Genomic DNA, 25,253 nt, shown 5'->3' with positions numbered 1-25,253 from the left:
AGCTGATCGATCTGGCCAGAGCCGCGGTTCGTCGGGTCACTGCGCCCTTCAGCCGAGGGAAGGCGGCCTCCCCCTCTTCCCGGCAAGAAACAGGTGCGTGAGCAACCTCTCGATGATATACATTTATTATAGTCACTGCTAGTGTCCACGGATAGGCGAAGGGGCACCCGATACTGCGCGACCTGGTCGTCGGCGCCGCGCGCAGGACCTGTCCGACGAGTGTCGCGAGCGTCGTAAGCGCTGTCACTGAAAGGGGACGCGCGCGACTGTCCGGCCTGGCCCCAACGGTCACCTGTGACGTCGGGAGCTCGCTCCAGGCCTGTCACGCACCTGATGCCGACGGCTCGCCAAGCGCGTTTCACCGTCCCGACCCCGGATTGCCCGGCTACTGAAGTCCTTCCTGAAAGGAATCTGTCGACATGTCAGACAAAGCCGTCGCGGCCACTCGTGCCGAGGTGACCGCATGGTTCTTCGAGGACTACCTGCCGCGTTGGGTCGCAGTGGCCGCGGGCGCGTCGGACGAGGGACCCGAGTTCATTCACCAGTACTGGGGCACCCCGTTGCACGTCACAGGACTGGAACAGTCGTTCTGGTGCCTCGACGACGCGAGCGTGCTCGCCTTCCTGGACATGAACTACGCACCTCTGCGGGAGGCGGGCTACAGCCACACCGCGGTGCCCGATCGACGTGTGTTCGTCTACAACACCGTCGGTGCCGCGGTCGAGGTGATCTGGTCGCGGCGCCGTGCCGACGAGAGCGAGATCCAGCGTTGGGCGGTGCAGTTCAGCGTCGCCAAGTCCGACAAGGGCTGGCGCGTGGTCGGCATCCACTCGGCGGCGACGGACAAGGACAGCCTCGCTGAGGTCTGGCCCGTCGAATCGGTCCTGGAGGAGGCGAGTCATGGCTGAGAAGGCCTATCCGCCGCTGGTCATGCCCGAGGGCGTCGGCCGGCAGCAAGTCACCGTGTGGAGCGACGGCATCGCGCTCGACGCGGACCTGTACCGACCGACGAACCTCGCCCCTGGCGCCGCCCTGCCCGCCGTCGTGCTGTGTCACGGGTGGGGCGGCAGCAAACTCACCGCGGAACGCTATGCGGCACTGTTCGCTTCAGCGGGCATGATCACCCTGACCTTCACGCAAGGCAGCTGGTTCGACTCGGGCTCCCCGCTGCAACTGGTCGGCGAAATACCCGATCTGGATGACGGCAACGAGGCACGCGCCCGAGTGCGGTTCATCCGCGACCTCGTAGATCCGTTCGCCTGGACGGCGAATCTGCGCGCGGCGCTGGACTACCTCGAAGGTGAGCCAGGCGTCGATCCTGCCCGGATCGGGTTGTGGGGGACCAGCTTCGGCGGAGGTATCGCCGTACACCTGGCCGCCCACGACAAGCGGGTCAAGGCGCTGGCCGTGCAGGTGGCCGCCATCGCCCCGCTGAGTGGACGCGTCGCGGAACTGGCCCGCAAGCGTGCGATCGACACCGCCCGCGGCGACGCGGACGCGATTCCCCAAGGCGTCGACGCGTGGCCGAACATGGCGGGAACCCCCTACATGGCGAAGCTCGCGCACTTCGACCCACTAGCCCAGGTCGACCGGCTGCGGATGCCCACCCTCATCATCGACGCCGGCGACGAGGAGATGTTTCCCATCGCGGACAACGGGGCCCGCACGGCGGAAATCCTCAAGAGCACTCCCGGTGGTGTCGTCGACTACCAGGTCATCCCCGGCATCGACCATTACGGCATCTACTTCGACGGCTATGAGCCCAGTAGCCGGGCGGCCCGGGACTGGTGGGAGCGTCACCTGTGACGCCTCCGTCCACTCGCGTTCTCTCCGTGTCGACCGCGCTGGGCCCGCTCCGCGTGCAGGATGCCGGTCCCGCCGACGGCCCCGTGGCGCTGCTGTGGCCGAGCCTGTTCAGCGACGGGGAGACCAGCTGGAGCACCCAGCTGGCCGGCCTGCACGAGTTCGGGTGGCGGACGCTGCTGGTCGACCCACCCGGTACGGGCGGCAGCGCGCCGGCCTCGCGGCGGTTCACCATGGAGGAGTGCGGTGAGGCCGCGCTTCAGGTGCTCGACGACTCGGCCGTCGACCGGGCTGCCCTTGTCGGACTGTCGTGGGGCGGTTTCGTGGCGCTGCGGGTCGCTCTCATCGCGCCGCAGCGTGTGACCGCCCTGGTCCTGTCCAACACCACCGCCCGGGGTGTGGGCTTTTTCGAACGCCTCAGAGTCCGCATGACCTCCATTCTCATCCGGGTCGGCGTTCCGGGCGGGCCGGGCCGACTGGTCGCGGCCCAGATGCTCAGCGACCACTCACGCCGCCACGACAGCCCCTTCGCCCACAAGTTCGCCGCAACGGTCAACAACCTCGACACCGTGGGACTGGCCCGTGCCGCACGGTCGGTGCTGGGCGACCGCAGCGACGTCACCGATGCCCTGCACGGGATCACCGCCCCCACCCTGGTGATCGCCGGCGCCGAGGACAAGGCGTTGCCGCAGGCTCCCCACTCCGACGATCTGGTCGAACACATCGTTGGTGCCCGACTCGTGGTGCTGCCGCGCGTGGCTCACCTGGCTCCCTGCGAAGCGCCCACCGAGGTCGCCGCCCTGATCAAGGAATTTCTCGCACCACTCGGATAGCGCTGTCTCGCGTCGACCGCGAGTCCGGCGACACGACACATCGCCTTACGGCACCGAAAGGAACACCAGGCATGACTGAACTGACATACGGCGTGTACGTCTGCGACGGGGTCCCGCGAGCGCGGCCTGAACGGCTGCCCGACGGCGGTGTGATCGTGTCGTCTCCGCTGGCTTCGACGCTGATCATCGGTGAACGGGAGGCCGTGCTGGTCGACCCGCCGTTCACCCGCGAACAGACACAGCAGGTCGGTGACTGGGTCCAGCGCTCCGGCAAGCGACTGGCCTACATCTACGCCACGCACGGCCACGGCGACCACTGGTTCGGCACCGGTCAGCTGCTGGAGCGCTTTCCCGACGCCGTCCCGTACGCGACCGTGGGCACCATCGCGATGATGCACCGGAACGTGGAAGCGCGCGAGTGGTTCTGGGACGCCGACTTCCCCGGGCTGATTCCCGACACCCCGCTCGTCTACCAGCAGATCCCCGCGGACGGGTTCACGTTGGAGGGCCACCGGATCGAGGCGATAGAGGTCGGACACACCGACACCGACGACACGACCGTGCTGCACGTCCCCTCCATCGGCCTGATCGTCGGAGGCGACGTCGTCTACAACGGCGTACACCAGATGCTCCTGGAAACCCCTGGTGGCGGCTTCGAATCATGGCTGGCAGCGCTCGACGTCCTCGAGTCGCTCAACCCTCGTGCGGTGGTGGCCGGGCACAAGAACCGTGACCTGCCCGACGATCCGGCCATCATCGACCAGACCCGCCAGTACCTGCGCGACGCACAGCGTCTGCTCGCGGAGAAGCCTACCCCCCGCGAGTTCTATGACGAGATCGTCGCCCGCTATCCCGATCGGCTCAACGTCGGGCCTGTCTGGTACGGCGCGCACGGCCTTCTCGGAGGCCCCGCGTCCGCAGCGACTGCGGACGACCCCAACCACGCGAGCGAGTAGGGGCGACCAGTGACACAGCCCAGGACCAATCCGTCAGCCGGCCGGGATGAAGTGCCCTTGTCAGGTTTCGACGTGTTCCGCAGTGCGTTCGTGGAGGCCGTCGGTCTGCGCTTCACCGAGGTGACGGAGACGCGGGTGCGGGGAGAGGTGCTGCTGGGCGCCGAGCACCACACACCTTGGGGAGTGGTGCACGGCGGGGTCTACACCACCGTCGTGGAATCCGCCGCCACCGTCGGTGCGTCAGCCGCGGTGGCCGATCGCGGCCAGGTCGCCGTGGGAGTGGCCAACAGCACGGACTTCCTGCGACCGATCACCGCCGGGACGGTGGAGGTGCTGGCCGAAGCGATCCAGCAGGGGCGCAGTCAGCAACTGTGGCAGGTGGCCATCACAGGCGTCGACAGCGGCAAACTCATCGCTCGCGGCCAGCTGCGGCTGGCCAATGTCCCGGCCACAGGACTCCCGAACACTTTGGGACAGCACTCATGACCACCACTGCTTCTGCCTCCGGTGAGCACGACCGCAGTCCGGCGGGCCTCGAGGTGTCGGCGGCGTTCGCGACCACGTTGGAAACACCGGAACACATCCGGATCGCCGAGGAACTCGGTTACCAGCGTGCGTGGTTGTACGACACACCGCAGCAGAGCCCCGATGTGTGGATGTGTCTGGCGCTGGCCGCCGAACGCACCCAGCGCATCGGGATCGGCCCTGGCGTTCTCGTACCGGCGCTGCGCCACCCCATGGTCAACGCCAGCGGGGCGGCGGCGCTCGAGCGCCTGGCCCCCGGGCGGGTCGCCGTGGCCTTCGGTACTGGGTACACCGGCCGTCGGGCCATGGGACAACAGCCCGTCTCCTGGACGTACCTGTCTCGCTACGTCAAGGCGTTCCGCGCGCTTCTCCGGGGTGAAACGGCCGAGTGGGAGGGCAGCCCGCTGCGCATGCTGCACACCGCCGGATCGCTCCCGAGCACATCGGACACCATCCCGGTCTACATCGGAGCGATTGGTCCCAAGGGCATCGAGATCGCTTCGTCACTCGGGGACGGTCTGTTCGTCGCCGGAGGCGGCGTCCCCGACCGGGCCAAGGAGTTCGAGAAGGTCTCCTACCTGGCCGTCGGGACGGTGCTCGGTGACGGCGAAACCCTAGACAGCGAGCGACTGCGCACGGCCGCAGGCCCCGGACTGGCGCAGGTCTTTCACATCTCCTACGAATTCGGCGGCGCGGAAGCCGTCAAAGCGCTGCCCGGAGGGTCGGATTGGCTGGCCGTCGTGCAGAAGACACCAGAGGTTCAACGCCACCTCGCGGTGCACAACGGGCACCTGCTGCATCTGAACGACGCCGACACCGCGGCCTGGGACGCCGGGGGACACGCACTGGTCGAGCACGTCACCCTCACCGGGACGGCCGGCGACGTCCTGGCCAAGGTCCAGGACCTGGCGGCGAACGGTGTCACCGAGATCATGTATCAACCCGCCGGCGACATCCGCCGTGAGCTCGAAGCCTTCGCCGACGCAGTGGGGATACGACGATGAGGGCGACGTGCGAACCAGGACCGGCGGCGGTGTACAACATGGATAGTGAGGAGTTATCGAGCCGTACAGTAGGAGCATGACAACCGCTAGAACATACGGCCAGATGTGCCCGCTCGCCCGTTCCCTGGACGTCCTCGGTGAGCGATGGACCCTGTTGATCGTGCGGGAGCTGTTGCTCGGACCCAAGCGGTTCAAGGATCTGGTCGACACCCTCCCGGCCCTCGGACCGAACCGCCTGACTACGCGACTGCGCAGCCTGGAGGACGCCGGGATTGTTCGCCGGGCCACGCTGCCGCCTCCCGCGGGAGTGGCCGTGTACGAGCTGACCGAGAGGGGCGCGGGGCTTGAGGAGCCGCTCGCCGCCCTTGCACGGTGGGGCCTGGCCCTTCCGCCGTCTCCGGAGATCGATCCGAAGACGACACGGGTGGACCTCATCGCGCTCAGCGTGGCAAGCGTTGTCTCACCGGACAAACTCGTCGGTCTCAAGGAGATCTACGAGATGCACGTGGGCAGAGCGACGTTTCACATTGAGATCGCCGACGGCCGGATGCGGACGAGGAGCGGTCCCGCACCCGTTCGCCCCGACCTTGAGATCACCTGCCGGGTGCGGACCTTCCTCCAGCTGATCTTCGGCGGCACGCGGGCGGTCGACGCTGTCCGATCGGGAGATCTGCAAGTGGCCGTCGGTACGGACGAATTGGTCGAGCGTGCCTTCGACCTGATGTCCGGTACAGAGATCGATTATCCGGTGCACATGGGGATCTAGCGCGAGCGCCCCTGCCGCCGGAGCGTGAAGGAGCGATGTATGAGCTTCAACCCGGCGACACCCGCCCTGTCATTCGAGGACTTGAGTCCCGTCTCGTTCCTGGACCGGTCGGCCGCGGTCTTCCCCGACCGCACGGCTGTGATCGACGGGGACCAACGGTTCACGTACGCCGAGTTCCACGACCGGTGCCGTCGCCTGGCCGGCGTCCTGGCCCCGCTCGCGAACGGCCGGCCGGTGGCCGTACTCGCACCCAACACGCACATCATGCTGGAGGCGCACTACGGCGTTCCGTGGGCCGGTGCGCCGCTGGTCACGATCAACACCAGGCTCTCCGCCCCCGAGGTGCGCTACATCCTTGAGCACTCGGAAAGCGCGGTGCTCCTGCAGGATCCGCAGTACGACGACCTCGTGGCCACGGCAATCGAGGCTATGTCGCACCCACCCGTGATCGTGCGCGCGGGCCCGGGCGACGACGGTGCCTACGAACGACTCCTCGCGGCGGCTGTGCCCACTGCCGTTGGGGTGTTGGATGAGCGAGCGCTGTTGTCCCTCAACTACACCTCCGGAACGACTGGACGCCCCAAGGGCGTCATGTACCACCACCGCGGCGCCTACCTCCAGGCGCTCGCAATGGTCACGCACACCCAGCTGAGCACGGCCTCCGTCTACCTGTGGACCTTGCCGATGTTCCACTGCAACGGCTGGTCCTTCCCGTGGGCGGTCACCGCCGCCGGAGCCACGCACGTATGCCTGCCGAAGGTGGAGGCTTCCGAGATCTGGCGGCACATACACGCCGAACAGATCACTCATCTGTGCGGTGCTCCTGCCGTGTTGTCCATGGTCGTGAACGCCCCGCAGGCCACCCGCGACGTCGACGGCATCATCCGCGTCCTCACCGGCGGGGCGCCACCCAGCCCCACCCTCCTCGCCGCCGCGGAGGCACTGTTCATCGACGTCACCCACCTGTACGGACTGACCGAGACCTTCGGGCCAGCGGTGCTGTGCGACTGGCACCCCGAATGGAACGGCCTCGATGCCGCGGAACAGTCCAGACTCCGCGCACGCCAGGGCGTATCTAACGTCATTGGCCTCACCGCCCGTGTGGTCGACCGAGGAGGGGGGGACGTCCCCGCGGACGGCACCACGATCGGTGAGATCCGGCTGCGCGGCAACAACCTCATGCTGGGCTACTTCAAGGACGACGCTGCGACCGCCGCGGCCGCACCCGACGGCTGGTTTCGCACCGGCGACCTCGGCGTGCGCCACCCCGACGGATACATCGAGCTGAGGGACCGCAGCAAGGACATCATCATCTCCGGCGGAGAAAACATCACCTCGATCGAGGTCGAGCAGGCCATCGCCAGCCATGCAGCAGTCCTCGAGGTCGCCGTCGTCGGCGCCCCGGACGAGCGTTGGGGTGAGGTGCCGGTCGCGTACGTCGTGCTGCGGCCGGATGCCATCGTCTCCGAGCAGGACATCGTCGACCACGTCAAATCCCGCATCGCACGCTTCAAAGCGCCCAAGCGGGTTGTCTTCGGAGAACTGCCCCGCACCTCCACCGGAAAGATCCAGAAGTACCTGCTCCGCGAGGGCGAGCGGGTCGCCTCTGACGATCGATGTTCCTGAAGCAGGCCGCACGGGACCGCGACTTCCGTCCATGTATGCCCCAGCCACGTACGACGCCGACCACTTCGGCTCCTTGACCGAAGTGCACTTCATACAGGACAGGTGCACCCCGTCATGGATTTCGCCTCACCCGTGTCCTTGCACCCCGACGGCACGCAGGAGGAAGGGCAGCAGGCGGTCGGCCATCTCCGCTGCGGACGCCGCGTCGACGTCGTCCGGCATCAGCGGGGTGAGGAAGAACCTGCTCATCATGGGGCCGATCACCAGGTCGCCGAGAAGACTGGCGTCTTCGACCGGCGAGATCTCGCCCCGCCCCACCGCACTCTGCACGATGTGCTCCATGCGTTCGCGTACGGGCACCACAAAGGTGTTGGTGAGCGCCTCGGCCAGAGCGGCGTTGTGCGCGGCCTCGGCGATCAGCGACCGCAAAACCCCTCCTTCCTTCCCGGTCATGGAGGTCGCCTTGGCCCGGAGCAGGGCACGCAGGTCCCCTTCCAGGGTGCCGGTGTTCGCGGGCGCCGTGAGGTCGTGGGCATAGGCCGCGGCGGCGGCGACGACCATGACCTCCTTGGACGGCCAGCGACGGTAGAGGGTGGCGGTGGACACGCCGGCGCGGGCGGCCACGGCGGCGGTGGTGAGTCCGCCGTACCCGCTCTCGCTCAAGACGGCCAGAGTCGAGTCCAGCAACGCTCGGTCCCGGGCGGCATCGCGAGGACGCCCCCGGCGGGCCGCTGACTTGGTCATGCGCCGACTCCGGAGGACGCGCGGAGCTGTTTGCAGAGTTCGGAATGAGTGGGAGGGGTCACACCGAACAGCATACGCCCATACGAAACGAAATAACTTCGTTTCGTATATGCTCTAGGCATGACGCCGAACACTCACGTGGACATCTCCTCCACTGCAGAGCATGCGACGGAAACCGTCACCCGGCTGCGTGCCACCTTCCAGACCGGCCGCACCAAGCCCCTGACCTGGCGGAAACAGCAACTGCGAGCACTTCGCGCCTTGTTGACCGATCATCAGGACGTATTCGCGGAGGCGCTGCACACCGACCTCGGCAAGAGCGCGACCGAGTCGCACGTCATGGAGATCGGCTTCCTCGTGCGGGAGATCGACCACACCCTGCGCCACCTCGACCGGTGGCTGCGCCCGAGCAGGGCGTCCGTTCCCCTGTCGCTCGTGCCAGCCCGGGCCTGGACCGTGCGGGAACCGCTGGGCACGGTGCTGATCATCGCTCCCTGGAACTACCCGCTGAACCTGGCCCTGGCGCCACTCATCGGTGCACTGGCCGCCGGCAACTGTGTCGTCCTCAAGCCCAGCGAGGTCGCCCCCGCGACCTCGGCCGTGCTGGCTCACTGGCTGCCCCGTGTCTTGGACCCGCAGGCCGTGGCCGTCGTTGAGGGTGGCATTCCCGAGACGACCGCCCTACTGGAGCAGCGGTTCGACCACATCTTCTACACCGGCAACGGCACGGTCGGGCGCATCGTCATGGCCGCCGCGGCCCGTCATCTCACCCCGGTCACCCTGGAGCTGGGCGGCAAGAGCCCCGCCGTCGTCGAACCCGGCGCCGACCTCGCGACGGCCGCCCGCCGCATCGCCTGGGGCAAGTTCATGAACGCGGGTCAGACCTGCGTCGCACCCGACTACGTGCTCGCGATAGGCGAGGCGGCCACTGAGATCGAGGCGCACTTGCGCGATGCGATCCGCGAGATGTACGGCACCGATCCGGCCCGCAGCAACGACTACGGCAACATCATCAACGAGCGCCACTTCGACCGGCTGACCGGCTTGCTGAATGACGGCCGGACCGTCGTCGGCGGCGATCACGACCGCCCCACCCGCTATATCGCCCCGACCGTGCTCGCCGACGTCGACCCCGAGTCGCCCGTGATGCGCGAGGAGATCTTCGGCCCCATCCTGCCCATCGTCCGCGTCCCCGACCTGGACGCGGCCATCTCCTTCATCACCGGGCGCGACAAGCCGCTGGCCCTCTACGCCTTCACCGCGTCCAAGCGCACCAAGCGGCGCCTGATCGCGGAGACCTCCTCCGGCGGCCTGACCTTCGGAGTCCCGACCGCCCAGCTCGCCGTGCCCGGCCTGCCCTTCGGCGGCGTCGGCGAGAGCGGCATGGGCCACTACCACGGCTCCTATTCCCTGGACACTTTCAGCCACACCAAGTCCGTACTCGACAAACCACTCAAGCCCGACACACTGCGCGTGACCTACCCGCCCTACACCCGCCGCAAGGACCGCCTACTGCGACGAATCACGTGAGCCGGGTGGACAACGCGTCACGACGCCGCCGAGGGCTGCTCGAGACCCCGCCTCACATCCACCACGTCAACGAACAACCGCCGACCGATACCGCGGAACACGGCGGGCCCCTCTCGCGTGAGCGGGCCCCGAGGGTTGGCGAAAGGATCACCAATGAGACCTAACCGTGCGGAAGCTTTCCGCCTGGAGCGCGCGGAGTTGCTCCGCTTCTGCCGGGAACTGGACGCGAAGGAATGGAGCGCGGCGAGCGCTGCGGCCGGCTGGCGCGTGCAGGACGTGGTGGCGCATATCGGCGCCACCTGCCGCTCCTTCTTCACTCCCTCCGTAGTGACCATGATGCGCATGAGGGACCTCGAACGGACCAACGACCTGTTCGTCGACCGTCGCCGAGACCGGCCGGTCCCGCAGACGCTCGCCGAGTACGAACGATGGAGCCGGATGATCGGCGTGGCCACCAGGTTGCCCCTCGACTGGATGCGTCTGCCGATGGCCGACCTCGGCTGGTACCCGGGCGGGATGATGATCGCCGGCGCGATGACGTTCGACCATCACACCCACCTGCGCTACGACATCGCTCCCGCGCTGGGGCGTCCGGTTCCGGGCACCGACGCGAACCGGATGGCCGTGGTGCTGGAGTGGATGTTCGCCGTCCTGAGGAACCAGCTGAAGTCGGCGCGGCCGGAGTGGTTCGACCGTCCCGTCACGATCGAGCTGGAAGGTCCGGGCGGGGGCATTTGGACCGTGGGACCGGGCGCCGTGGTGAAGGCCGGACCGTCGGGCAAGCCGGCCGCCACGATCACCGGACGGGCCATCGATTTCCCGGAATGGTCCACCCACCGCGCCGACTGGCGCCATCGGGACCTGCGGATCTCCGGCGACGCCGACTACTCCGCCCGGTTCCTGGACTTCGTGAGGGTGGTATGAGCGTCTGCCCCTGACTCGGCAGTTGATCAGGCTCGGAATCCGGCCCATGGTCGGGGAGCCTCCCGTGAGGCCGAGTGAGGAGATGGATCCGCGCTGACGCTCCTCCAGCCCTTCTGCCCGTAGTTCTTTGCAGAAACTGGAGTTCGTCATGGATGGGTTTCATCCCTTCCGCGTGTTGCGGGCCCGCGGCCTGTGGATCGTCAACGGCGCCATCGCGGGCACCTTGGCCCTGCTGTTCGCGGTCCTCTATATCGGCGCCAACGTCGATCCGGTCCGCCACTTGCACAAGCTGCCCGTAGGCCTCGTCAACGCCGACCAAGGGGAGATCGTCGGAGGGGAACACGTCAACCTGGGGGCGCAGGCAATCCGATCGATCACGAAGTCCACCGTCGGTGGAGACAAGATCGAGTGGAAGGTGATGGACGAGAAGGAGATGAGGGAGGAACTCGGCCAGGGCAAGCTGTTCGGCGCGCTCGTCGTGTCCGCTGACTTCACCTCCTCCACCGTCGCGCTGACCAGCACCGCGGCCGACACGAACCCGACTCGCCCGCGGCTCAGGGTGTTGACCAACCAGTCCGCCAGCAGCCTGGGATCCAACATCGCGCGGTCGGCGGCGACGGAGGCGGCCGCTGACGTCTCACGCCAGGTGGGCCGGGAGTTGACCGCGCAGACTGCGGCGGAACAGACGAAGCCGACCGCCGCCGCGCGTCTGCTGTTGGCCGACCCGGCAGCCGTCACTGTGGAGGAAGGGCACCCGCTCAGCCCGCGCAGCGGCTTCGGCCTAACGGCGTTCTACTACGCGCTTGTCCTCGTGGTCGTCGGCATGCTGTCCGCCAACGTCATCAGCGGCCAGGTGGACCACGCCCTCGGCTATGCCGACAACGAGATGGGGCCACTTCGCATGGACCGCCCAGTGATCCGTGCGACCCGGGTGCAGACCCTCACCATCAGCAGCACCCTCATGGTCGGCCTCTCGCTGCTCATGGGCAGCCTGGTGCTGGCGGGCGCCGTCGGCCTCATGGGCATGGAGGCCTCTCACCTGCCGTTGCTGTGGCTGTACTCGGTATGCGCGATCGCGGTCGTCGGAATCGGCGCGCTCACCCTGCTCGCCGTCTTCGGCACGCCAGGCATGCTGCTCGTCACGCTGATCTTCATCGCTATGGCCGTGCCGACGGCCGGTGCCACCACGCCGATCGAGGCGCTGCCCGGCTTCTACCGCTTCCTCGCGGAGTTCGAGCCGCTGCGACAGATCACCGCCGGCGTCCGCTCGATCCTCTACTACGGCGCACAAGGCGACGCGGGCCTGACCCGGGGCTGGGTCATGATGGCCGTCGGTCTCGCACTGGCCGCGTTGTTCGGGTTCGGCGTGACCGGCTGGTACGACCGTAAGGGGCTGCACCGCATCCCCTCCGGCGAAGACAAATCGACACAGGCTGCGGTCCCGGCGGCCTGACCGGACATCGGTCGGGGAAGCGCTGCCAGGTCCGTTCTCGGGTGCAGTCGCGCGGTGGTTGGGCTTCGACTCAGGCGGGATGGATGACCTGTTCGGCCCATATGGTCTTGCCTGCGCGCGTATGGCGAGTGCCCCACCGCTCGGTGAGCTGGGCGACCAGGAGCAGGCCGCGGCCGCCCTCGTCGCTCAACCGGGCCCTGCGCAGGTGGGGGCTGGTACTGCTGCCGTCGGACACCTCACAGGTGAGAGTCCGGTCCTTGATCAGTCGCAGTCGGATCGGGCCGGTGCCGTAGCGGATGGCGTTCGTGACCAGCTCGCTGACGACGAGTTCTGTGACGAAGGAGGCATCCTCGAGCCCCCACTCGGTGAGACGGTCGCAGGTGCGTTTACGTGCCTCGGCCACGATCGCAGGGTCGCTGGGCAGGTCCCAGGAAGCCAGGCTCTCCGGGCGGAGGGTCCGGGTTCGGATCAGCAGCAGGGCGACGTCATCGCCGTCAACCGCGCGGTGTTGGCTGTCCAGGACCGTGTCGCAGAGGGCTTCGAGCGAGAGTCCCGTCCGGGCGAGTGCCTGGCACAGCCTGCGGTTGCCTTCGTCGAGGTCGTGACGGCGACTTTCGATGAGGCCGTCAGTGAACAGAGCCAGGAGGCTTCCTTCGGGCACCGTGAACTCCGCCGCTTCGAAGGGCAGGCTCCCCAGCCCGAGGGGAGGGCCGGCGGGCAGGTCGACGACACGGGCCGTTCCGTCCGGTCCCACCAGGATCGGGGCCGGATGGCCGGCACGGGCCAGCGAGCAGGTGCCGGAGACGGGGTCGTAGACGGCGTACAGGCAGGTGGCGCCGATGTCTCCGGGGATCTCCGACTCCGAGGGGGCGGAAGCGTCATCGATGTCCCCTGAGGGCCCGGAGTGGGTCACGATGTCGTCGAGGTGGGTGAGGAGCTCGTCAGGTGACAGGTCGATGTCGGCGAGGGTGCGCACCGCTGTGCGCAGGCGGCCCATGGTGGCTGAGGCGCTGATGCCGTGGCCCACGACGTCGCCAACGACGAGGCCTACTCGCGCGCCGGGGAGTGGGATCACGTCGAACCAGTCGCCGCCCACCCCGGCGCTGCCGCCCGCAGGAACATAACGGGACGCTGTCTCGACGGCAGGGTGGAGAGTCGGCCCCCGGGGCAGCAGGGACCGCTGGAGGGCCAGCGCGATGCCGCGCTCATGGGTGAACCGACGGGCGTTGTCCAGGCAGACGGCGACCCTGGCCACCAGGTCCTCGATGACGGTCAGGTCATCGGAGCCGAAGGGGTCCAGGGAGCCCGAGTCTCTGAGGAAGAGGGCGGCCCCGAGGATCACGCCATGAGCCCGGATGGGCACCGCGAGGACGGAGTGCGTCCCGAAGGCGCTGGCATACGCCGCATGGACGGGGTCCTCGGCAAGCCACCGAACGATGTCGGGGTCCTTGGCGCCACCAAGGACCGGACGGCCGTCGGCCTGGCAGCGGCCGATGGGGGACGACTGCGGATGTGTGTGGATCGCGCCGACGCCAAGCACCGCGTCGGGCGGGAGCGGACAGGTGCCACCCTGCGCCGCCCGTCGCAGCGAGACGGGTCCCGTGTGGGGGCCGGGACCGGGCAGCGCACCACGGAAGACGTCGTCCACCAGGTCGACGCTGACGAAGTCGGCGAAGCGGGACACCGTCACCGTCAGATCGACGAGTTCCTGGCTGGTGCCCGTCACATCCAGGCTCGCGCCGATACGCGTCCGGGCCTCGCTCAGCAGGGCCATGCGCTCGCGGCTCTGGTGCTGCTCCGAGTAGTCGCTTGCCACCAGGCCCACCGCGTGCACCCTGCCGTTCGCGTCCTTGAGAGGGAAGACGTCCACGGCCCAGGCGTGCGCTCTGGGTTCACGCGGGAACGCGTCGAAGAGTTCGGTGTACTCCGGCTCCCCGGTCTCACCGACCCGGAGGATCCGCCGCTCCGCCTCCTCGAACCCCGCACCTCGGAGGAACTCGGTGGGACGCCGACCGCGGACTTCACTCTGAACGAAGCCGACCGCCCGCCGGGTGGCCTCGTTCGCCCACAGCAGTCGCGCCTCACGGTCGTAGATCGAGAGGGACGGGGACTGCTGCTCCAGCATCCACCACATGAGGTCCTGAAGCTTGCCCGTCCCCGGTGACGGCACGGTTGTCACGAGGAAGTGCTGTTGCTGTGTCGTGCTGAGCAGTGGGCTCAGGTGGGCCCTCGTATCCAGCAGGCTGCCGTCGCGATGCCGGAACGTCGCGCCGTCGGCGGAGAAGAGGTCGTCCAAGGGGCGGCCGATAATCTCCGCAGGGGTGTACCCCAGAAGCTCCTGGGCCTCGCGGCTCCAGTAGGCCACACACGCGTTCCCGTCCGTCACGGCTATGGTGACGGACTCGTCGACGTGGGCCCCGTCCCGCTGACGTGCGCGTCGGTCGGGCGGCCCGCTGGTGCGATGCATGGCGCACCGGCCCTCCTACCTTGTGCCGAGGCACTGTCCACGATCGTCCCAGAAACGGCCGAGGGCAAGACGAGACGGGCGCCTTGCGTCCACCGGCCGGGGTGCGGTTCAGCCCTGCAGTCCTACGCCGCGCAGCAGCGTGTCGACGATGAGCGTGGCAAGTACGTCCGCGTTCTTTCGGACCTGATCCGGGTCCGGGTCTTGGTCCGCGCGGTTCCCATGCAGGGCCTCGTCGATGAGGGCGTAGTAGACCCGCTGTACCCATACAAGATCCGCGGTCGGGGCGAGGAGCCCCTCGCGCTGCGCCCGGGCAAGGAATTCGAGGGCGCCGTCGTTGATCTCGGACCAGATCATTGCGGTGAGCGGGGTGTCGGCCAGGGGGTGGCCGAGTGTGAACCGCCAGACGCTCTTGATCCGCAGTGTGTTCGCGGTGACGCGGTGCAGCGCCACGAGCGGAGGAGCGGTGTCCAGGTGAGCGTCCTCGATGGCCTCCATGAGCTGGCGCTTCGCCGAGGCGGCGAGTGCTTCGATGAGGGCCTGGCGGCTGGTGAACCGCCGGTGCACGGTCGTTCTGGCTACGCCGGCTGCCTCGGCGATCTGCTCCATGGACGCGCCGGGGTCTTCGGCGAGCACCCGCTCGGCCGCGTCCAGAATCGCGCGCACACTCCGCTCGGCATCGGCCCGCAGCGGTCGACCCATGACTCCTCCGATTCCGTTCTCTGCTCCTTGACTCAGCCAAAACCATACGCCTGAGCTGCAGTTTCTGAGGTATTGCGACCAACGTGTTGCGTGACAAACCAGAACTGCCACAGGTATGATGCAGGTACGCCGACTACCTGGTACCTTACTGTTTTAGATTATGGACCACTCTCTTGCGTTGGTTCCCCGGCTGACGATTCCTCAGGCAGCGGGGCGGGGTCCCTCTGGGCCTGCCGCAAGTGCCGGATGGCGACCCCCGAGGGGGCGAGTCTCACGGGCGAACCGGAGGAAAGACACGGTGGAGATCGAACTGCGGATCAACGCATGGGCAGAGGAAGACGTCCCGCCGCAGGTGAGCCCGCTTGACGCGCTGCGTGAGCATCTCGGCCTGAGGGGCACCAGGGCGGGTGCGGTGCCTGCACGGTGCTCGCCGACGGTCAGCGGATCAAGGTGCGCCTCGCGTCGGCGGTGCAGTACGAGGGGCGCGGGATCACGACCCTCGAGGGGGTCGACCACCTACCAACTGGCCGGCGACATTCCCCGCGAGCTGGAGCGCTTCGCTGCCGCCGTTGGCGGTCACCAGACCTCCACCCATCACGTGTAGGAGTATTGATGCGCAATTCGAGCCGAAACGTCTCGTCGTTGTTGACGGACTCCGCCGTTCTCTATCCGGAGCGTACGGCGATCGTGTTCGGTGAGGAGCGGATCTCCTATTCCGCTCTCGACTCATCGGCCAACCAAGTTGCGAACCTGCTCGTCGAGCGTGGTGTGCGGCCAGGGGACAAGGTGGCCCTCTCCTGCCCGAACATGCCGCACTTCACCACGATCTACTTCGGCATACTCAAGGCTGGCGCAGTCGTCGTGCCGCTGAACGTGCTGTTGACCGCGCGCGAGATCGCCTATCACCTCAAGGACTCGGATGTGAAGGCGTACTTCGCGTTCGAAGGCTCACCAGAGCTTCCCATGGGTGAGGCAGCCTGGGCGGGCTTCCAAGCAACTGACGGATGCACCGAGTTCATCCTCATTGGCACCGGCCGAACCTTGGCCGACTGCGTGACATCACAGCTCTATGGCCCGGCGGTCGCCGAACAGCCAGCACACTTTGAGACGGTTGAATGCGATGATGACGACACCGCCGTCATCCTCTACACCTCTGGCACGACGGGTCAGGCGAAAGGCGCCGAGCTCCGGCACCGCAACGTGTACGAAAACGCACGCGCGGGCCGCGACCTGTTCGCAGCGGATCCCCTGCGTCCAGACACTTACCTCTGCGTGCTACCTCTGTTCCATTCCTTCGGGCAGGTGGTGTTTCAGAACAGTGCACTCGCGTTCGGCGGTACGCTCGTCCTCCAGCCTAGATTCGAGCCGCGGGGTGCGTTGCAGCTCATGCTCGCCCACAACGTGACCTTCTTCGGCGGCGTTCCGACGATGTACTGGGGTCTTCTGTCGGCACTGGACGAGACGATCGACGTGGCCCGGGTGGCGGCGAATCTGCGAGTCGCCGTGGCTGGCGGCTCGGCCCTGCCGGCCGAGATCCACAAACAGTTTCAGGACCGATTCGGGATCACGATCCTCGAAGGCTATGGGCTCTCGGAGACCTCGCCAGTGGCGTCCTTCGCACGGTACGGAGAGGAACCTCGCGTCGGGTCGATCGGTGTGCCGATCACAGGCGTGGAAATGAAGCTGATAAACGACGACTGGTCCGACCTCAGCGGTTCATCCGATCAGATCGGAGAGATCGCGATCAGGGGCCACAATGTCATGAAGGGCTACTACAAACGTCCAGACGCCACGGCCGAAGCCATCCGTGACGGCTGGTTCCGTTCCGGCGACCTAGCCCGCAAGGACGAGGACGGGTTCTACTACATCGTCGACCGATCCAAGGACTTGGTCATTCGCGGTGGCTTCAACGTCTATCCGCGTGAGCTCGAAGAGGTGCTCATGCAACACCCGGCGGTCTCGCTGGTTGCGGTCATCGGCACGCCCCATAATTCGTTGGGCGAAGAGGTCAAGGCACTCGTGGTCAAGCAAGCTGGTGACAGCACTACTGAGGACGAGCTGGTGGCCTGGGGCAAGCAGCAGTTCGCTGCATACAAGTACCCCCGGATCGTGGAGTTCGTCGACTCCCTGCCAATGACCGCGACTGGCAAGATCCTCAAACGAGAGCTTTCCTGAGCTGTGAGGTAGCCGAATGCGGGGGCTTATCACTCGGCGCTTTCGAGCCGCAGGGCCGGCGATGCGTCGACCGGGACTGCGGGGAACATTAGCTCGATCGGGTCGAGCCTGCGGTGCAAGTCCCATTATCAACTACCCCTATTCATCTTGTTGACTACGAAAGGCGAGTTCATGCATCCCTTCTGCAAGGCTGTCGAGAGCGGTGACATGGATGCCGTGACCGCTCTGCTGGCCGACGACGTCGTCTTCACCAGCCCGGCCGCATTCAGGCCGTACCCGGGCAAGGCGATCACCGATCACATCCTGCGCAGCGTGACTGGCGTCTTCAAGGACTTCACCTACACTCGCGAGATCACCAATCCTGACGGCCGTGACCACGCCTTCGTCTTCACCGCCACCGTCTCGGGCAAGAACGTCCAGGGCTGCGACTTCATTCACTTCGACGAGAACGGCAAGATTGACGACATCACGGTGATGGTGCGCCCGCTTTCCGCCCTTCAGGCCCTGGCCGAGGCGATGGGTCCCCACTTCGAGCAGACCACCCTGGAGACTGCGAAGAAGTGAGCGCGGCAATCAACTCCAGCGCGATCGAACTGGAGCAGTGCCACCCACGCCGCAGCTCACAGAGCCCTGGCCCGTGCCGCAGTGGGCTCGCGGCTGCCAGCGCGAGTGTGGCCTGCGCTCGTCGTACTTCAGTGCGGTTGCTGGTAGTTCGTAAATCCGGCCGTAGAGATTAATGCCGTGTCTCCGGTGGTGACTGCGTCATCAGGCCTGGCATTCGGAGGGTGGGTCCTTGTCCATGCAGGCTTGCCACCACCGGTTCAGAGCGACGGTGGGGGTGAGCTAAGAACGAATCGCCCTTTCCACGGTCACGTGGAGCCGCCCGTCGATGATGCCGGAGCAGACCATGACACTCTCCCGATCGATCCTAAGCCCCACTGAGCTCCTGACAGCCGAAGAGGTCGACTTTCGCTGGAGGCTCGCCGTCCGTGACCGCCTTGCCGGCATGGACCTGCAGCCAAAAGGGCCACTGGAGGGCTTCGGATCGGTTCGGGAGCTGGACCTTGGAGACCTCCTCATCACCGACTGGGTGTGCCCGCAGGTCGAAGGGATCCGAGGCAGCAATTTCGTGCGCCACGACGATGACGCGCTGGTGCTCTTCACCGCTCACACCGGCCGGCAGATCATCGAGACTTCTGACGAGACAGTCATCCTCCAGCCAGGGACGCTTCTCCTCATGAGCACCCGCGCCACCGGACGGTTCGTGATCCCGGAGCACCTGAGCAAACGAACGGTCAGGGTGCCCATGACCGCCCTGTCCTCGTTCGACACGGGGGGCGGTCTGCCCGGTTGCCTGCTCCTGGAGACCGCTCAGAGCCCGCTGGCCAGCCTCCTCCAAGACTTTCTCATGAGCACGGACCGTCACGTCGGGCGGATGTCCGCGGCGGAGATCGAGGGCACACGCAACGCCCTCCTCGTCCTCATCGCCAGCGCGATCCGTGGCAATCGGCCCGACAGCGGTGACAGCGGGTTCCTGCAACTGCTCCGACGGCAGCTGGAGGCATGGATCGTCGACCACCTCACCGGTGGAGCGATCAGAGTCGCCGACCTCGCTGCCGCGCACAACGTAGCTCCGAGGACCGTCCACCGGGCTTTCGCATCGACCGAAGACACCGTCCAATCGGTCGTCCGCGCCCATCGCCTGGCAGCGGCCAGAGGTGACCTGGTGAACACGAACCTCTCTGTTGCCGCGATTGCCTACCGGTGGGGCTTCTGCGACGCGAGCCACCTCGGACGGGAGTTCCGTCGCAAGTTCTCGTTGTCGCCCAGCGACTACCGCGAAGCCCACGGATTCGCCTGACCGGCCTGATCACAGGCCGTGGCACAGCCATACCAGCACGCGGCGCAATCGTTCTATGTGCTCTGCCGGGCCGCACTCATAGAACATTTTCAGCGTGACCACCTATCAGGTGACAGCTCCGGCGCCTCTGGCGTCAAGCACTTGCCGGGGAGGCAGTCAGTTGAAAGCGTCGGTCATGCAGTCCACCCGGCAGTCGGCAGCCTCATAGCGCCGGCGGAGGGCGGCAGCTGCTTCTTCGCGCTCAACAAAGAGGTACCCGTACTGCTGGCGCGCCACCCTGGTCACGTCTCCGACCGTGACGATGGCCGGTTCGCCGTGTGCGGCCCCTCGACGCGCTCCGGCGATTGCCATGTCCGCAGAGCGCAGCAGGTTTCTGGAACGATCCCGGATCACGGCTGCCTGGGCGCGTTTCGCCGAGAGGGGACGCAGGACACGTCCTCTCCAGACGTAGCCGGCGGCGACAAGGATGAGACCGAGCGCTACGAACAGGAGTCCGCCTGGGGCGTGAGGTCGCATCTATCCAGTCTTCACCACTCGCGTGGTGATCGTCATGCCCGCGTCGGCGGCCGATTGTCGGAGCGACTTGGTGTCAGTGAGCCCTTGCGCAACGCACGAGGCTCCCGTGCCGTTGAGGGAGGTGTTCGAAGTCTCAACCCACAGGCACAGGAGCCGCGTTGGTTCCGTATTCTGCCGCACTCGACCCGCCTCACGCCCTGGTCGAGTGGGTCACCATGCTCATCGTCACCCGCGAGGGTGACCGCCGCTGCAAGCTCCCACGGCACCAGCGTGCCCTGGTCGGCCTGGTGTACCTGCGCCGGCACGACACCCTCGCCCAGCTCGCTGCCGGGTTCGGTATCTCCGTCGGCACCGCCCACGCCCACACGACAGCCGTCGTCGACCTGCTCGCCGACCGGGCTCCCGGCCTGCTGCGTGCTTGGCGCGAGACGGACCCGGACTACGTCCTGCTCGACGGCACCCTTGCCGAGTGCGACCGGGTCGGCGACAGCCGGGCCGACTACTCCTACAAGCACCGCCGACACGGGGTGAACGTGTAGGTGGTGACAGACCCCGCCGGGCGGCTGCTGTGGATCTCGCCGACGATGCCCGGCCGCGCGCACGATCTCACTGCGGCCCGCGCCCACAGGATCATCCGGATCTGTGAACGCCAGGGCGTCCCGATCCTCGCCGACCGCGCCTACATGGGAGCCGGCCCATGGGTGACAACACCCCTCAGACGCCTGCCGGGCCGTGACCTCACCCCGACCCAGCAAACCATCAGCCGAGCGCTGGCCACGGCACGGGCACCGGTCGAACGCGGCGTCGCACGGACTGAAGTCCTGGCGGATCTTCCGCAAGTCCCGGTGCAGTCCGAATCGAATGTCGTCAATCTCCGCGGCCGTGCTCACTCTGGAGCGGAGCGGCAACGCTGAAAGACCTCATAGATTGCGTCTGTCCGAGACCACAGCTTGAGAGACGGACCACTCCCAGGGCAAGAGGAGGCAGGCGCCCGACGTCCGCCGGTCGGCGTGTGGTTCAGCCCTGCGGTCCCACGCCGCGCAGCAGCGTGTCGACGATGAGCGTCGCCAGGGCGTCCGCGTTCTTTCGGACCTGATCCGGGTCCAGGTCTTGGTCCGCGCGGTTCCCGTGCAGGGCCTCGTCGATGAGGGCGTAGTAGACCCGCCGTGCCCATACAAGGTCCGCGGTCGAGGCGAGGAGCCCCTCCCGCTGCGCCCGGGCAAGGAATTCGAGGGCGCCGTCGTTGATCTCGGACCAAATCATCGCGGTGAGCGGGGTGTCGGCCAGGAGGTGGCCGAGTGTGGACTCGCACTAGCTGGTCTGAATGGAACGAGCCGTGTGAGTGGCCACAGCCATTCCTTGATGGCCGCTACGAGGACGGTCGCCACATAGCGGACCGCGAACTTGATGCCCCTATGGATGTCAAGCAACAGCTGCAACGCGGCCTTCGTGGTCACCAGTTGGACCGGTGGGGAATGATCAACGCCATGATCTCTATCGCCAGAATGAGCAGCAGCGACCAGACATGGGGGGTCATACGGGGATGCCCCTCGGATTCTGGCTGCGCACGAGTCGGGGGACTTGGAGAGCGGCGCGGCCCATGGACTGGTTCAGCGTGCTGATGCGACCGGCGGCGCGGGCGTTTCGTCCGCGGGGAGTGCGGGGGTGTCGAGTTCCTTGTGCGAGGTTTCGGGGAGAAGGGCGACGGCAAGGACGGCTATGCCGTAGGCGCTGCCCGCGAACAGGCCGATGCTGACCCCCATTCCGAGCCTGTCGCTGAGGAAACCGACGAGTGCAGGGAACGCCGCCGCGACGATGCGGCCGAAGTTGTAGCAGAAGCCCTGCCCGGTGCCGCGGATCGCGGTCGGGTACAGCTCAGCGAAGAGCGATCCGAGTCCGGCGGGGATGCCAGCGGAGAAGAAGCCGAGCGGAATGCCGAGGAAGAACATCTGGGTGTCGCTGATCGGCAGGAACAGGTAAGTCACGACCGAGATCAGGCACATCACCGCGAAGAACATGATGTTCCTGCGGCGGCCGATGCGGTCGGCCAGGGTTCCCGAGGCGAGGTATCCGAAGAAGGCGGCGGCGATGAAGACGGCCAGATATCCGCTGGTCTTGAGGACCGACAGGCCGTGGGTGGTCCGCAGGTATGTGGGCAGGAAGGTGGTCAGTGCGTAGTAGCCGCCGTGGCTGCCCAGGCCCAGCAGGGCGCCGAGCAGGGTGACCCGAAGCAGGTCCGGCTTGAAGATCCGCAGCAGGGACACGCGGTTCTCGGCCTTCGCGGCGCGCTGCTGGTAGAGCGGCGGGTCGGTGACCTTGCGGCGGATGACGAGGACCAGGGCGGCCGGGAGCGCGCCAAGCCAGAACATCGACCGCCAGGCCCACTCCTCCGGGATCAGGCTGAACAGGACGGTGTACGTCGCCAGGGCGAGGCCCCAGCCGAGCGCCCACCCGCTCTGTACGGTGCCCAGCGCCCGGCCGCGGTTGCGGGTTCCCATGTACTCGCTGACCAGGACAGCTCCCGCCGCCCACTCGCCGCCGAAGCCGAAGCCCTGAATGCTGCGCAGCACCATCAGCTGGGAGTAGTCGGTGGTGAAGCCGATGAGGACGGTGGCGGTGGAGTAGACGATGATCGTCCACTGCAGCACCCGGACGCGTCCGAAGCGGTCGGAGGCCCAGCCCGCGAGCCAGCCGCCGAACGCGGTGAAGATGAGGGTGACGGAGGCGAGAGTGCCGGCGGCTCCGGTGCTCAGATGCCAGGTGGCCAGCAGGGTCGGCAGGACGAGCCCGAACATCTGGGCGTCGGCGGCTTCGAGCGTCCAGCCTCCGAAGGCGGCCCAGAACGCTCGTTTTTGTGGTTTGTCGGTGTCCCGGTACCAAGCAAACATGGGGCGGCTCTTTCCGTGAGCGGGGAACGTGAGCGGAGCAGCGGGGATCAGCGGATGTCGATGCGGTAGCGGAAGGTGCGGGCCAGCCCGCGTGAACGGCGGTACTCCAGCGGCTTGGCGTCGTGAGAGCGAGCCACTCGTTCGACGATCGCGACGGGCTCCCCCCGTCCGCAGCCGAGAAGCAGCGCATCGGCCGCGGTGGCGGTCTCGATGGTGAGCTCCTCCGTGGCGGCCGCGACGATCTGTCCGCAGCAGCGTTCGTACGTCGGATACAGCAGGTCACCGAGGTCGTCGGTGCCGATGCGCTCCAGCGGCTCGAACAGGGGCAGCGGAAGCCAGATGTCCTCGACGAGGACGGGCTGCTCGTCGTAGAGCCTCAGCCGGTGAAAGTGCAGGACCTCGCTGCCGGCAGTGATGCGAAGGGCGGAGGCGATGGCCGGCGTGCTCACCTGCCGGGCGGCGGAGAGGATGCGGCTCTGGGGAAAGCCGCTCCCCGCGGTCCCGAACCGGAAGAAGCGGAAGAGGGAAGCGTCCAGGGACGCCCTCCGGATGAACGTCCCGGTCCCCTGGCGCCGCTCAAGTAGACCCTCGTCCACGAGATCGCGGAACACGCGCCTCATCGTCCCCAGGGACACCCCGTAGTACTCGACCAGGACGGACTCAGCGGGCAGCGGCTGATCGGGAGACCACTCCCCGGAGCGGATGCGCTCGGCAAGCACCTCCCGGAGCCGGGCGTGCAGCGGCAGGCGCGAGTCGGTCCGAGCGAGGTCGGCCGCTCCAGGACCCTCTGGCGTGGGCGAGATGGACTGCATGGCCAGAAAGCTAGGGCTTGAGTCCTACTGACGTCTAGTCCTTCATAGGACTATTCTTTGGTTTCGTGACTTCCACCGAACCTCAGTTGCCGCCCGCAGCTTTCGACACCCATGCCCACGTCTTCACACGCGGTCTGCTGCTGGCGGTTGAGCGGCGGTACACCCCGGACTACGACGCCGCGGTGGACGCCTACCTGTCACTTCTGGACGCTCATGGCCTTGCGGCAGGTGTTCTGGTGCAGCCAAGCTTTCTCGGAACGGACAACTCCTATCTGCTGAACGCCCTCGCCAAGGCGCCGGAACGCCTCCGCGGCGTGGCCGTCATCGACTCCCAAACGCCAGGGGAAGAACTTGACCGGCTCGCGGAGGCGGGCGTGTGCGGGATCCGCCTCAACTTGATCAGCCGCCCGGTGCCCCCGCTGGGCGAGCGACCCTGGCAGCGCCTGGCCCATGAACTCGCCACCCACGGTTTCCATTTGGAAGTGCAGGCGCAGCAGCGACAGTGGGAGGAGCTGGAGCCATGGCTGCTGCGCTGGCCCGGCGCGGTGGTCATCGATCATCTGGGACTGCCCGCGGCCTCGTCCCTGTCCTACCCCGGCTCGGCCGCGCTCTGTCGCCTGCTGGCCGCGCAGCACGTGTGGGTGAAGGCGTCCGCGCCCTATCGTTCAGCGCCGGAGGCGGCCACTGCGATGTTGCGAAGCCTGCTGTGCGCCGGAGGCGGCGAGCGGATGCTGTGGGGAAGCGACTGGCCCTGGACCCGCCATGAGGATGGCCGGGTCTATGGCACCACCCTGAGCTGGCTCACGGCGGAGCTCAGCGTCACCGAAGCCCAGCGGATCCTGTGCGCCAACCCGGCACGGCTGTTCGCCTGGACTCCTTGCATCGCGGGGGTCGACCGATGACGCACATCGCCGCACCTGGGCACAGCTGAGCAGGGGTGTACCGGCGACACAAAGACGGGCGGGGGCTGCGCGGACAACCTGGAAGGGTTCCGGAACTCGGATGATCGGAAAGATTCCCAGGCACCGATACTGGTGCCGCTACCCGGTTCCGCAAGCCGCAGCCTCGACCGCGGCCTTGAGGGCCTCGGCACCAACAAAGGAGCGGCAAGCCGTGCATCGAGCCTCGGCCGGCCCGACCGCCTGCTCCGGTTAGCCGACGTAACCACCGGCCTTCTCCGACCCGGACAACGGTCCCCCGTACTCGCCGACACGATTGCCTGCATCCAGGACGCGGATCGGGTTCCCGAAAGTGAGCCGACTGCGTCGCAGTTCATCGAGCACATGCGGAGCTGGTCATCGCCAGCGACCGGCGTCGGACCGGGTGGCCGCGGCGCGTCGAGCTTCCAGGGCCCTTCTGATGGTTCTTCGTTGGTGCAACACAGTGGGCATTTCATCAGAGGGCCGTACAACTGGAGCTCTAGCTTTCAGGGCTTGCGCCCGCGAGGCGGAGGGCGAAGTCGCCGTACTCCGGCTTCATACTCGGCGCGCAGGGCCAGTACGCGGCTGTGGTGCGGCTCGACGAGAGAGCGGATCTCACGGTTTCCGACGAAGGCATCGAGCCGGTGTCGGGCGTGGTAGCGAACGTGCGCCTCTGTGGCGCGGCGAAGGCGTGCCACAGAGCCTTCGCTGCTGGCGATGGCCGCGCCGCGGCACGGATGTCGTCGGCTCG

The 25,253-nt window shown here is 67.2% G+C and carries 23 protein-coding genes and 1 pseudogene; 16 read left to right on the top strand and 8 right to left on the bottom strand.

Features of this window, described 5'->3' with window-relative positions:
- The first annotated feature begins 419 nt into the window (after positions 1-419).
- The 8 genes from C6376_RS41165 (at position 420) to C6376_RS41130 (ending at position 7,513) form a co-directional block, all read left to right on the top strand.
- Positions 420-908: a hypothetical protein gene (locus tag C6376_RS41165; protein WP_107448303.1), complete on the top strand. Its 489-nt coding sequence runs from the start codon at positions 420-422 to the stop codon at positions 906-908.
- On the top strand, positions 901-1,806 hold the full coding sequence (locus tag C6376_RS41160) for an alpha/beta hydrolase (RefSeq protein WP_107448302.1): 906 nt from the start codon (positions 901-903) through the stop codon (positions 1,804-1,806). Before C6376_RS41165 ends, C6376_RS41160 begins: the two co-directional genes overlap by 8 nt.
- 26 nt (positions 1,807-1,832) lie before the next feature.
- On the top strand, positions 1,833-2,636 hold the full coding sequence (locus tag C6376_RS41155) for an alpha/beta fold hydrolase (protein ID WP_159083445.1): 804 nt from the start codon (positions 1,833-1,835) through the stop codon (positions 2,634-2,636).
- Positions 2,637-2,707: 71 nt separating this feature from the next.
- A complete protein-coding gene (locus C6376_RS41150; protein WP_107448300.1) occupies positions 2,708-3,592 on the top strand; it encodes an MBL fold metallo-hydrolase in 885 nt (294 codons plus the stop codon).
- A gap of 72 nt (positions 3,593-3,664) precedes the next feature.
- On the top strand, positions 3,665-4,078 hold the full coding sequence (locus tag C6376_RS41145) for a PaaI family thioesterase (RefSeq protein ID WP_254076286.1): 414 nt from the start codon (positions 3,665-3,667) through the stop codon (positions 4,076-4,078).
- The gene (locus C6376_RS41140; RefSeq protein ID WP_107448298.1) at positions 4,075-5,121 is read left to right on the top strand and encodes an LLM class flavin-dependent oxidoreductase; all 1,047 of its coding nucleotides are present in this window, start codon (positions 4,075-4,077) and stop codon (positions 5,119-5,121) included. The genes C6376_RS41145 and C6376_RS41140 overlap by 4 nt, the downstream gene beginning before the upstream one ends.
- A 76-nt stretch (positions 5,122-5,197) precedes the next feature.
- Positions 5,198-5,887: a winged helix-turn-helix transcriptional regulator gene (locus C6376_RS41135; RefSeq protein ID WP_107448297.1), complete on the top strand. Its 690-nt coding sequence runs from the start codon at positions 5,198-5,200 to the stop codon at positions 5,885-5,887.
- Positions 5,888-5,926: 39 nt separating this feature from the next.
- Entirely contained in the window at positions 5,927-7,513 is a 1,587-nt protein-coding gene (locus C6376_RS41130; protein ID WP_107448296.1) for an AMP-binding protein, read from the top strand.
- A gap of 126 nt (positions 7,514-7,639) precedes the next feature.
- Here C6376_RS41130 and C6376_RS41125 read toward each other — a convergent pair whose 3' ends face one another.
- The gene (locus C6376_RS41125) at positions 7,640-8,257 is read right to left on the bottom strand and encodes a TetR/AcrR family transcriptional regulator (protein WP_107448295.1); all 618 of its coding nucleotides are present in this window, start codon (positions 8,255-8,257) and stop codon (positions 7,640-7,642) included.
- A gap of 120 nt (positions 8,258-8,377) precedes the next feature.
- Here C6376_RS41125 and C6376_RS41120 point away from each other — a divergent pair, with 120 nt between their 5' ends.
- From C6376_RS41120 to C6376_RS41110, 3 genes are all read left to right on the top strand, one after another.
- On the top strand, positions 8,378-9,787 hold the full coding sequence (locus C6376_RS41120) for an aldehyde dehydrogenase family protein (protein ID WP_107448294.1): 1,410 nt from the start codon (positions 8,378-8,380) through the stop codon (positions 9,785-9,787).
- Between the two features lie 153 nt (positions 9,788-9,940).
- On the top strand, positions 9,941-10,711 hold the full coding sequence (locus C6376_RS41115) for a maleylpyruvate isomerase family mycothiol-dependent enzyme (RefSeq protein WP_107448293.1): 771 nt from the start codon (positions 9,941-9,943) through the stop codon (positions 10,709-10,711).
- 148 nt (positions 10,712-10,859) lie between these two features.
- Positions 10,860-12,164: a DUF3533 domain-containing protein gene (locus C6376_RS41110; RefSeq protein ID WP_107449470.1), complete on the top strand. Its 1,305-nt coding sequence runs from the start codon at positions 10,860-10,862 to the stop codon at positions 12,162-12,164.
- A gap of 70 nt (positions 12,165-12,234) precedes the next feature.
- Here C6376_RS41110 and C6376_RS41105 read toward each other — a convergent pair whose 3' ends face one another.
- On the bottom strand, positions 12,235-14,631 hold the full coding sequence (locus tag C6376_RS41105; protein ID WP_107448292.1) for a SpoIIE family protein phosphatase: 2,397 nt from the start codon (positions 14,629-14,631) through the stop codon (positions 12,235-12,237).
- A 108-nt stretch (positions 14,632-14,739) separates the two neighbouring features.
- Positions 14,740-15,330, bottom strand: coding sequence for a TetR/AcrR family transcriptional regulator (locus tag C6376_RS41100; protein WP_107448290.1), 591 nt, complete (start codon positions 15,328-15,330; stop codon positions 14,740-14,742).
- Between the two features lie 612 nt (positions 15,331-15,942).
- Between C6376_RS41100 and C6376_RS41090 the strand changes: the two genes are divergently transcribed.
- From C6376_RS41090 to C6376_RS41080, 3 genes are all read left to right on the top strand, one after another.
- Positions 15,943-17,505 carry a long-chain fatty acid--CoA ligase gene (locus C6376_RS41090; protein WP_107449469.1) on the top strand — a complete coding sequence of 521 codons (1,563 nt, stop codon included), beginning with the start codon at positions 15,943-15,945 and terminating at the stop codon, positions 17,503-17,505.
- Between the two features lie 171 nt (positions 17,506-17,676).
- Positions 17,677-18,069: a nuclear transport factor 2 family protein gene (locus tag C6376_RS41085; protein ID WP_107448288.1), complete on the top strand. Its 393-nt coding sequence runs from the start codon at positions 17,677-17,679 to the stop codon at positions 18,067-18,069.
- A 343-nt stretch (positions 18,070-18,412) separates the two neighbouring features.
- Complete coding sequence (locus tag C6376_RS41080; protein WP_107449468.1) at positions 18,413-19,366, top strand: helix-turn-helix domain-containing protein; 954 nt, start codon at positions 18,413-18,415, stop codon at positions 19,364-19,366.
- Between the two features lie 156 nt (positions 19,367-19,522).
- Here the strand turns inward: C6376_RS41080 and C6376_RS41075 are convergent, their stop codons facing one another.
- The gene (locus C6376_RS41075) at positions 19,523-19,882 is read right to left on the bottom strand and encodes a hypothetical protein (protein ID WP_173985826.1); all 360 of its coding nucleotides are present in this window, start codon (positions 19,880-19,882) and stop codon (positions 19,523-19,525) included.
- A 158-nt stretch (positions 19,883-20,040) separates the two neighbouring features.
- Between C6376_RS41075 and C6376_RS41070 the strand changes: the two are divergent.
- Positions 20,041-20,836, top strand: a pseudogene (locus C6376_RS41070) (transposase family protein).
- A 63-nt stretch (positions 20,837-20,899) separates the two neighbouring features.
- On the opposite strand, the gene C6376_RS41065 reads toward C6376_RS41070, so the two are convergent.
- The 3 genes from C6376_RS41065 to C6376_RS41055 all read right to left on the bottom strand — a co-directional run bounded on the left by C6376_RS41065 (position 20,900) and on the right by C6376_RS41055 (position 23,582).
- Positions 20,900-21,145, bottom strand: coding sequence for a hypothetical protein (locus C6376_RS41065; RefSeq protein ID WP_216825674.1), 246 nt, complete (start codon positions 21,143-21,145; stop codon positions 20,900-20,902).
- A 347-nt stretch (positions 21,146-21,492) separates the two neighbouring features.
- On the bottom strand, positions 21,493-22,770 hold the full coding sequence (locus C6376_RS41060) for an MFS transporter (RefSeq protein WP_107448286.1): 1,278 nt from the start codon (positions 22,768-22,770) through the stop codon (positions 21,493-21,495).
- 47 nt (positions 22,771-22,817) lie between these two features.
- Complete coding sequence (locus tag C6376_RS41055; protein WP_107448284.1) at positions 22,818-23,582, bottom strand: GntR family transcriptional regulator; 765 nt, start codon at positions 23,580-23,582, stop codon at positions 22,818-22,820.
- A gap of 65 nt (positions 23,583-23,647) precedes the next feature.
- Between C6376_RS41055 and C6376_RS41050 the strand changes: the two genes are divergently transcribed.
- Positions 23,648-24,484 carry an amidohydrolase gene (locus tag C6376_RS41050; protein WP_216825673.1) on the top strand — a complete coding sequence of 279 codons (837 nt, stop codon included), beginning with the start codon at positions 23,648-23,650 and terminating at the stop codon, positions 24,482-24,484.
- 524 nt (positions 24,485-25,008) lie between these two features.
- Here the strand turns inward: C6376_RS41050 and C6376_RS41045 are convergent.
- Complete coding sequence (locus tag C6376_RS41045; RefSeq protein WP_254076284.1) at positions 25,009-25,200, bottom strand: hypothetical protein; 192 nt, start codon at positions 25,198-25,200, stop codon at positions 25,009-25,011.
- Positions 25,201-25,253: the final 53 nt, after the last annotated feature.

This window comes from Streptomyces sp. P3, from assembly GCF_003032475.1.
Classification (GTDB): Bacteria; Actinomycetota; Actinomycetes; order Streptomycetales; family Streptomycetaceae; genus Streptomyces.
Note: the sequence above shows the minus strand (reverse complement) of the source record. Positions and strands in the feature narration are given on the sequence as shown.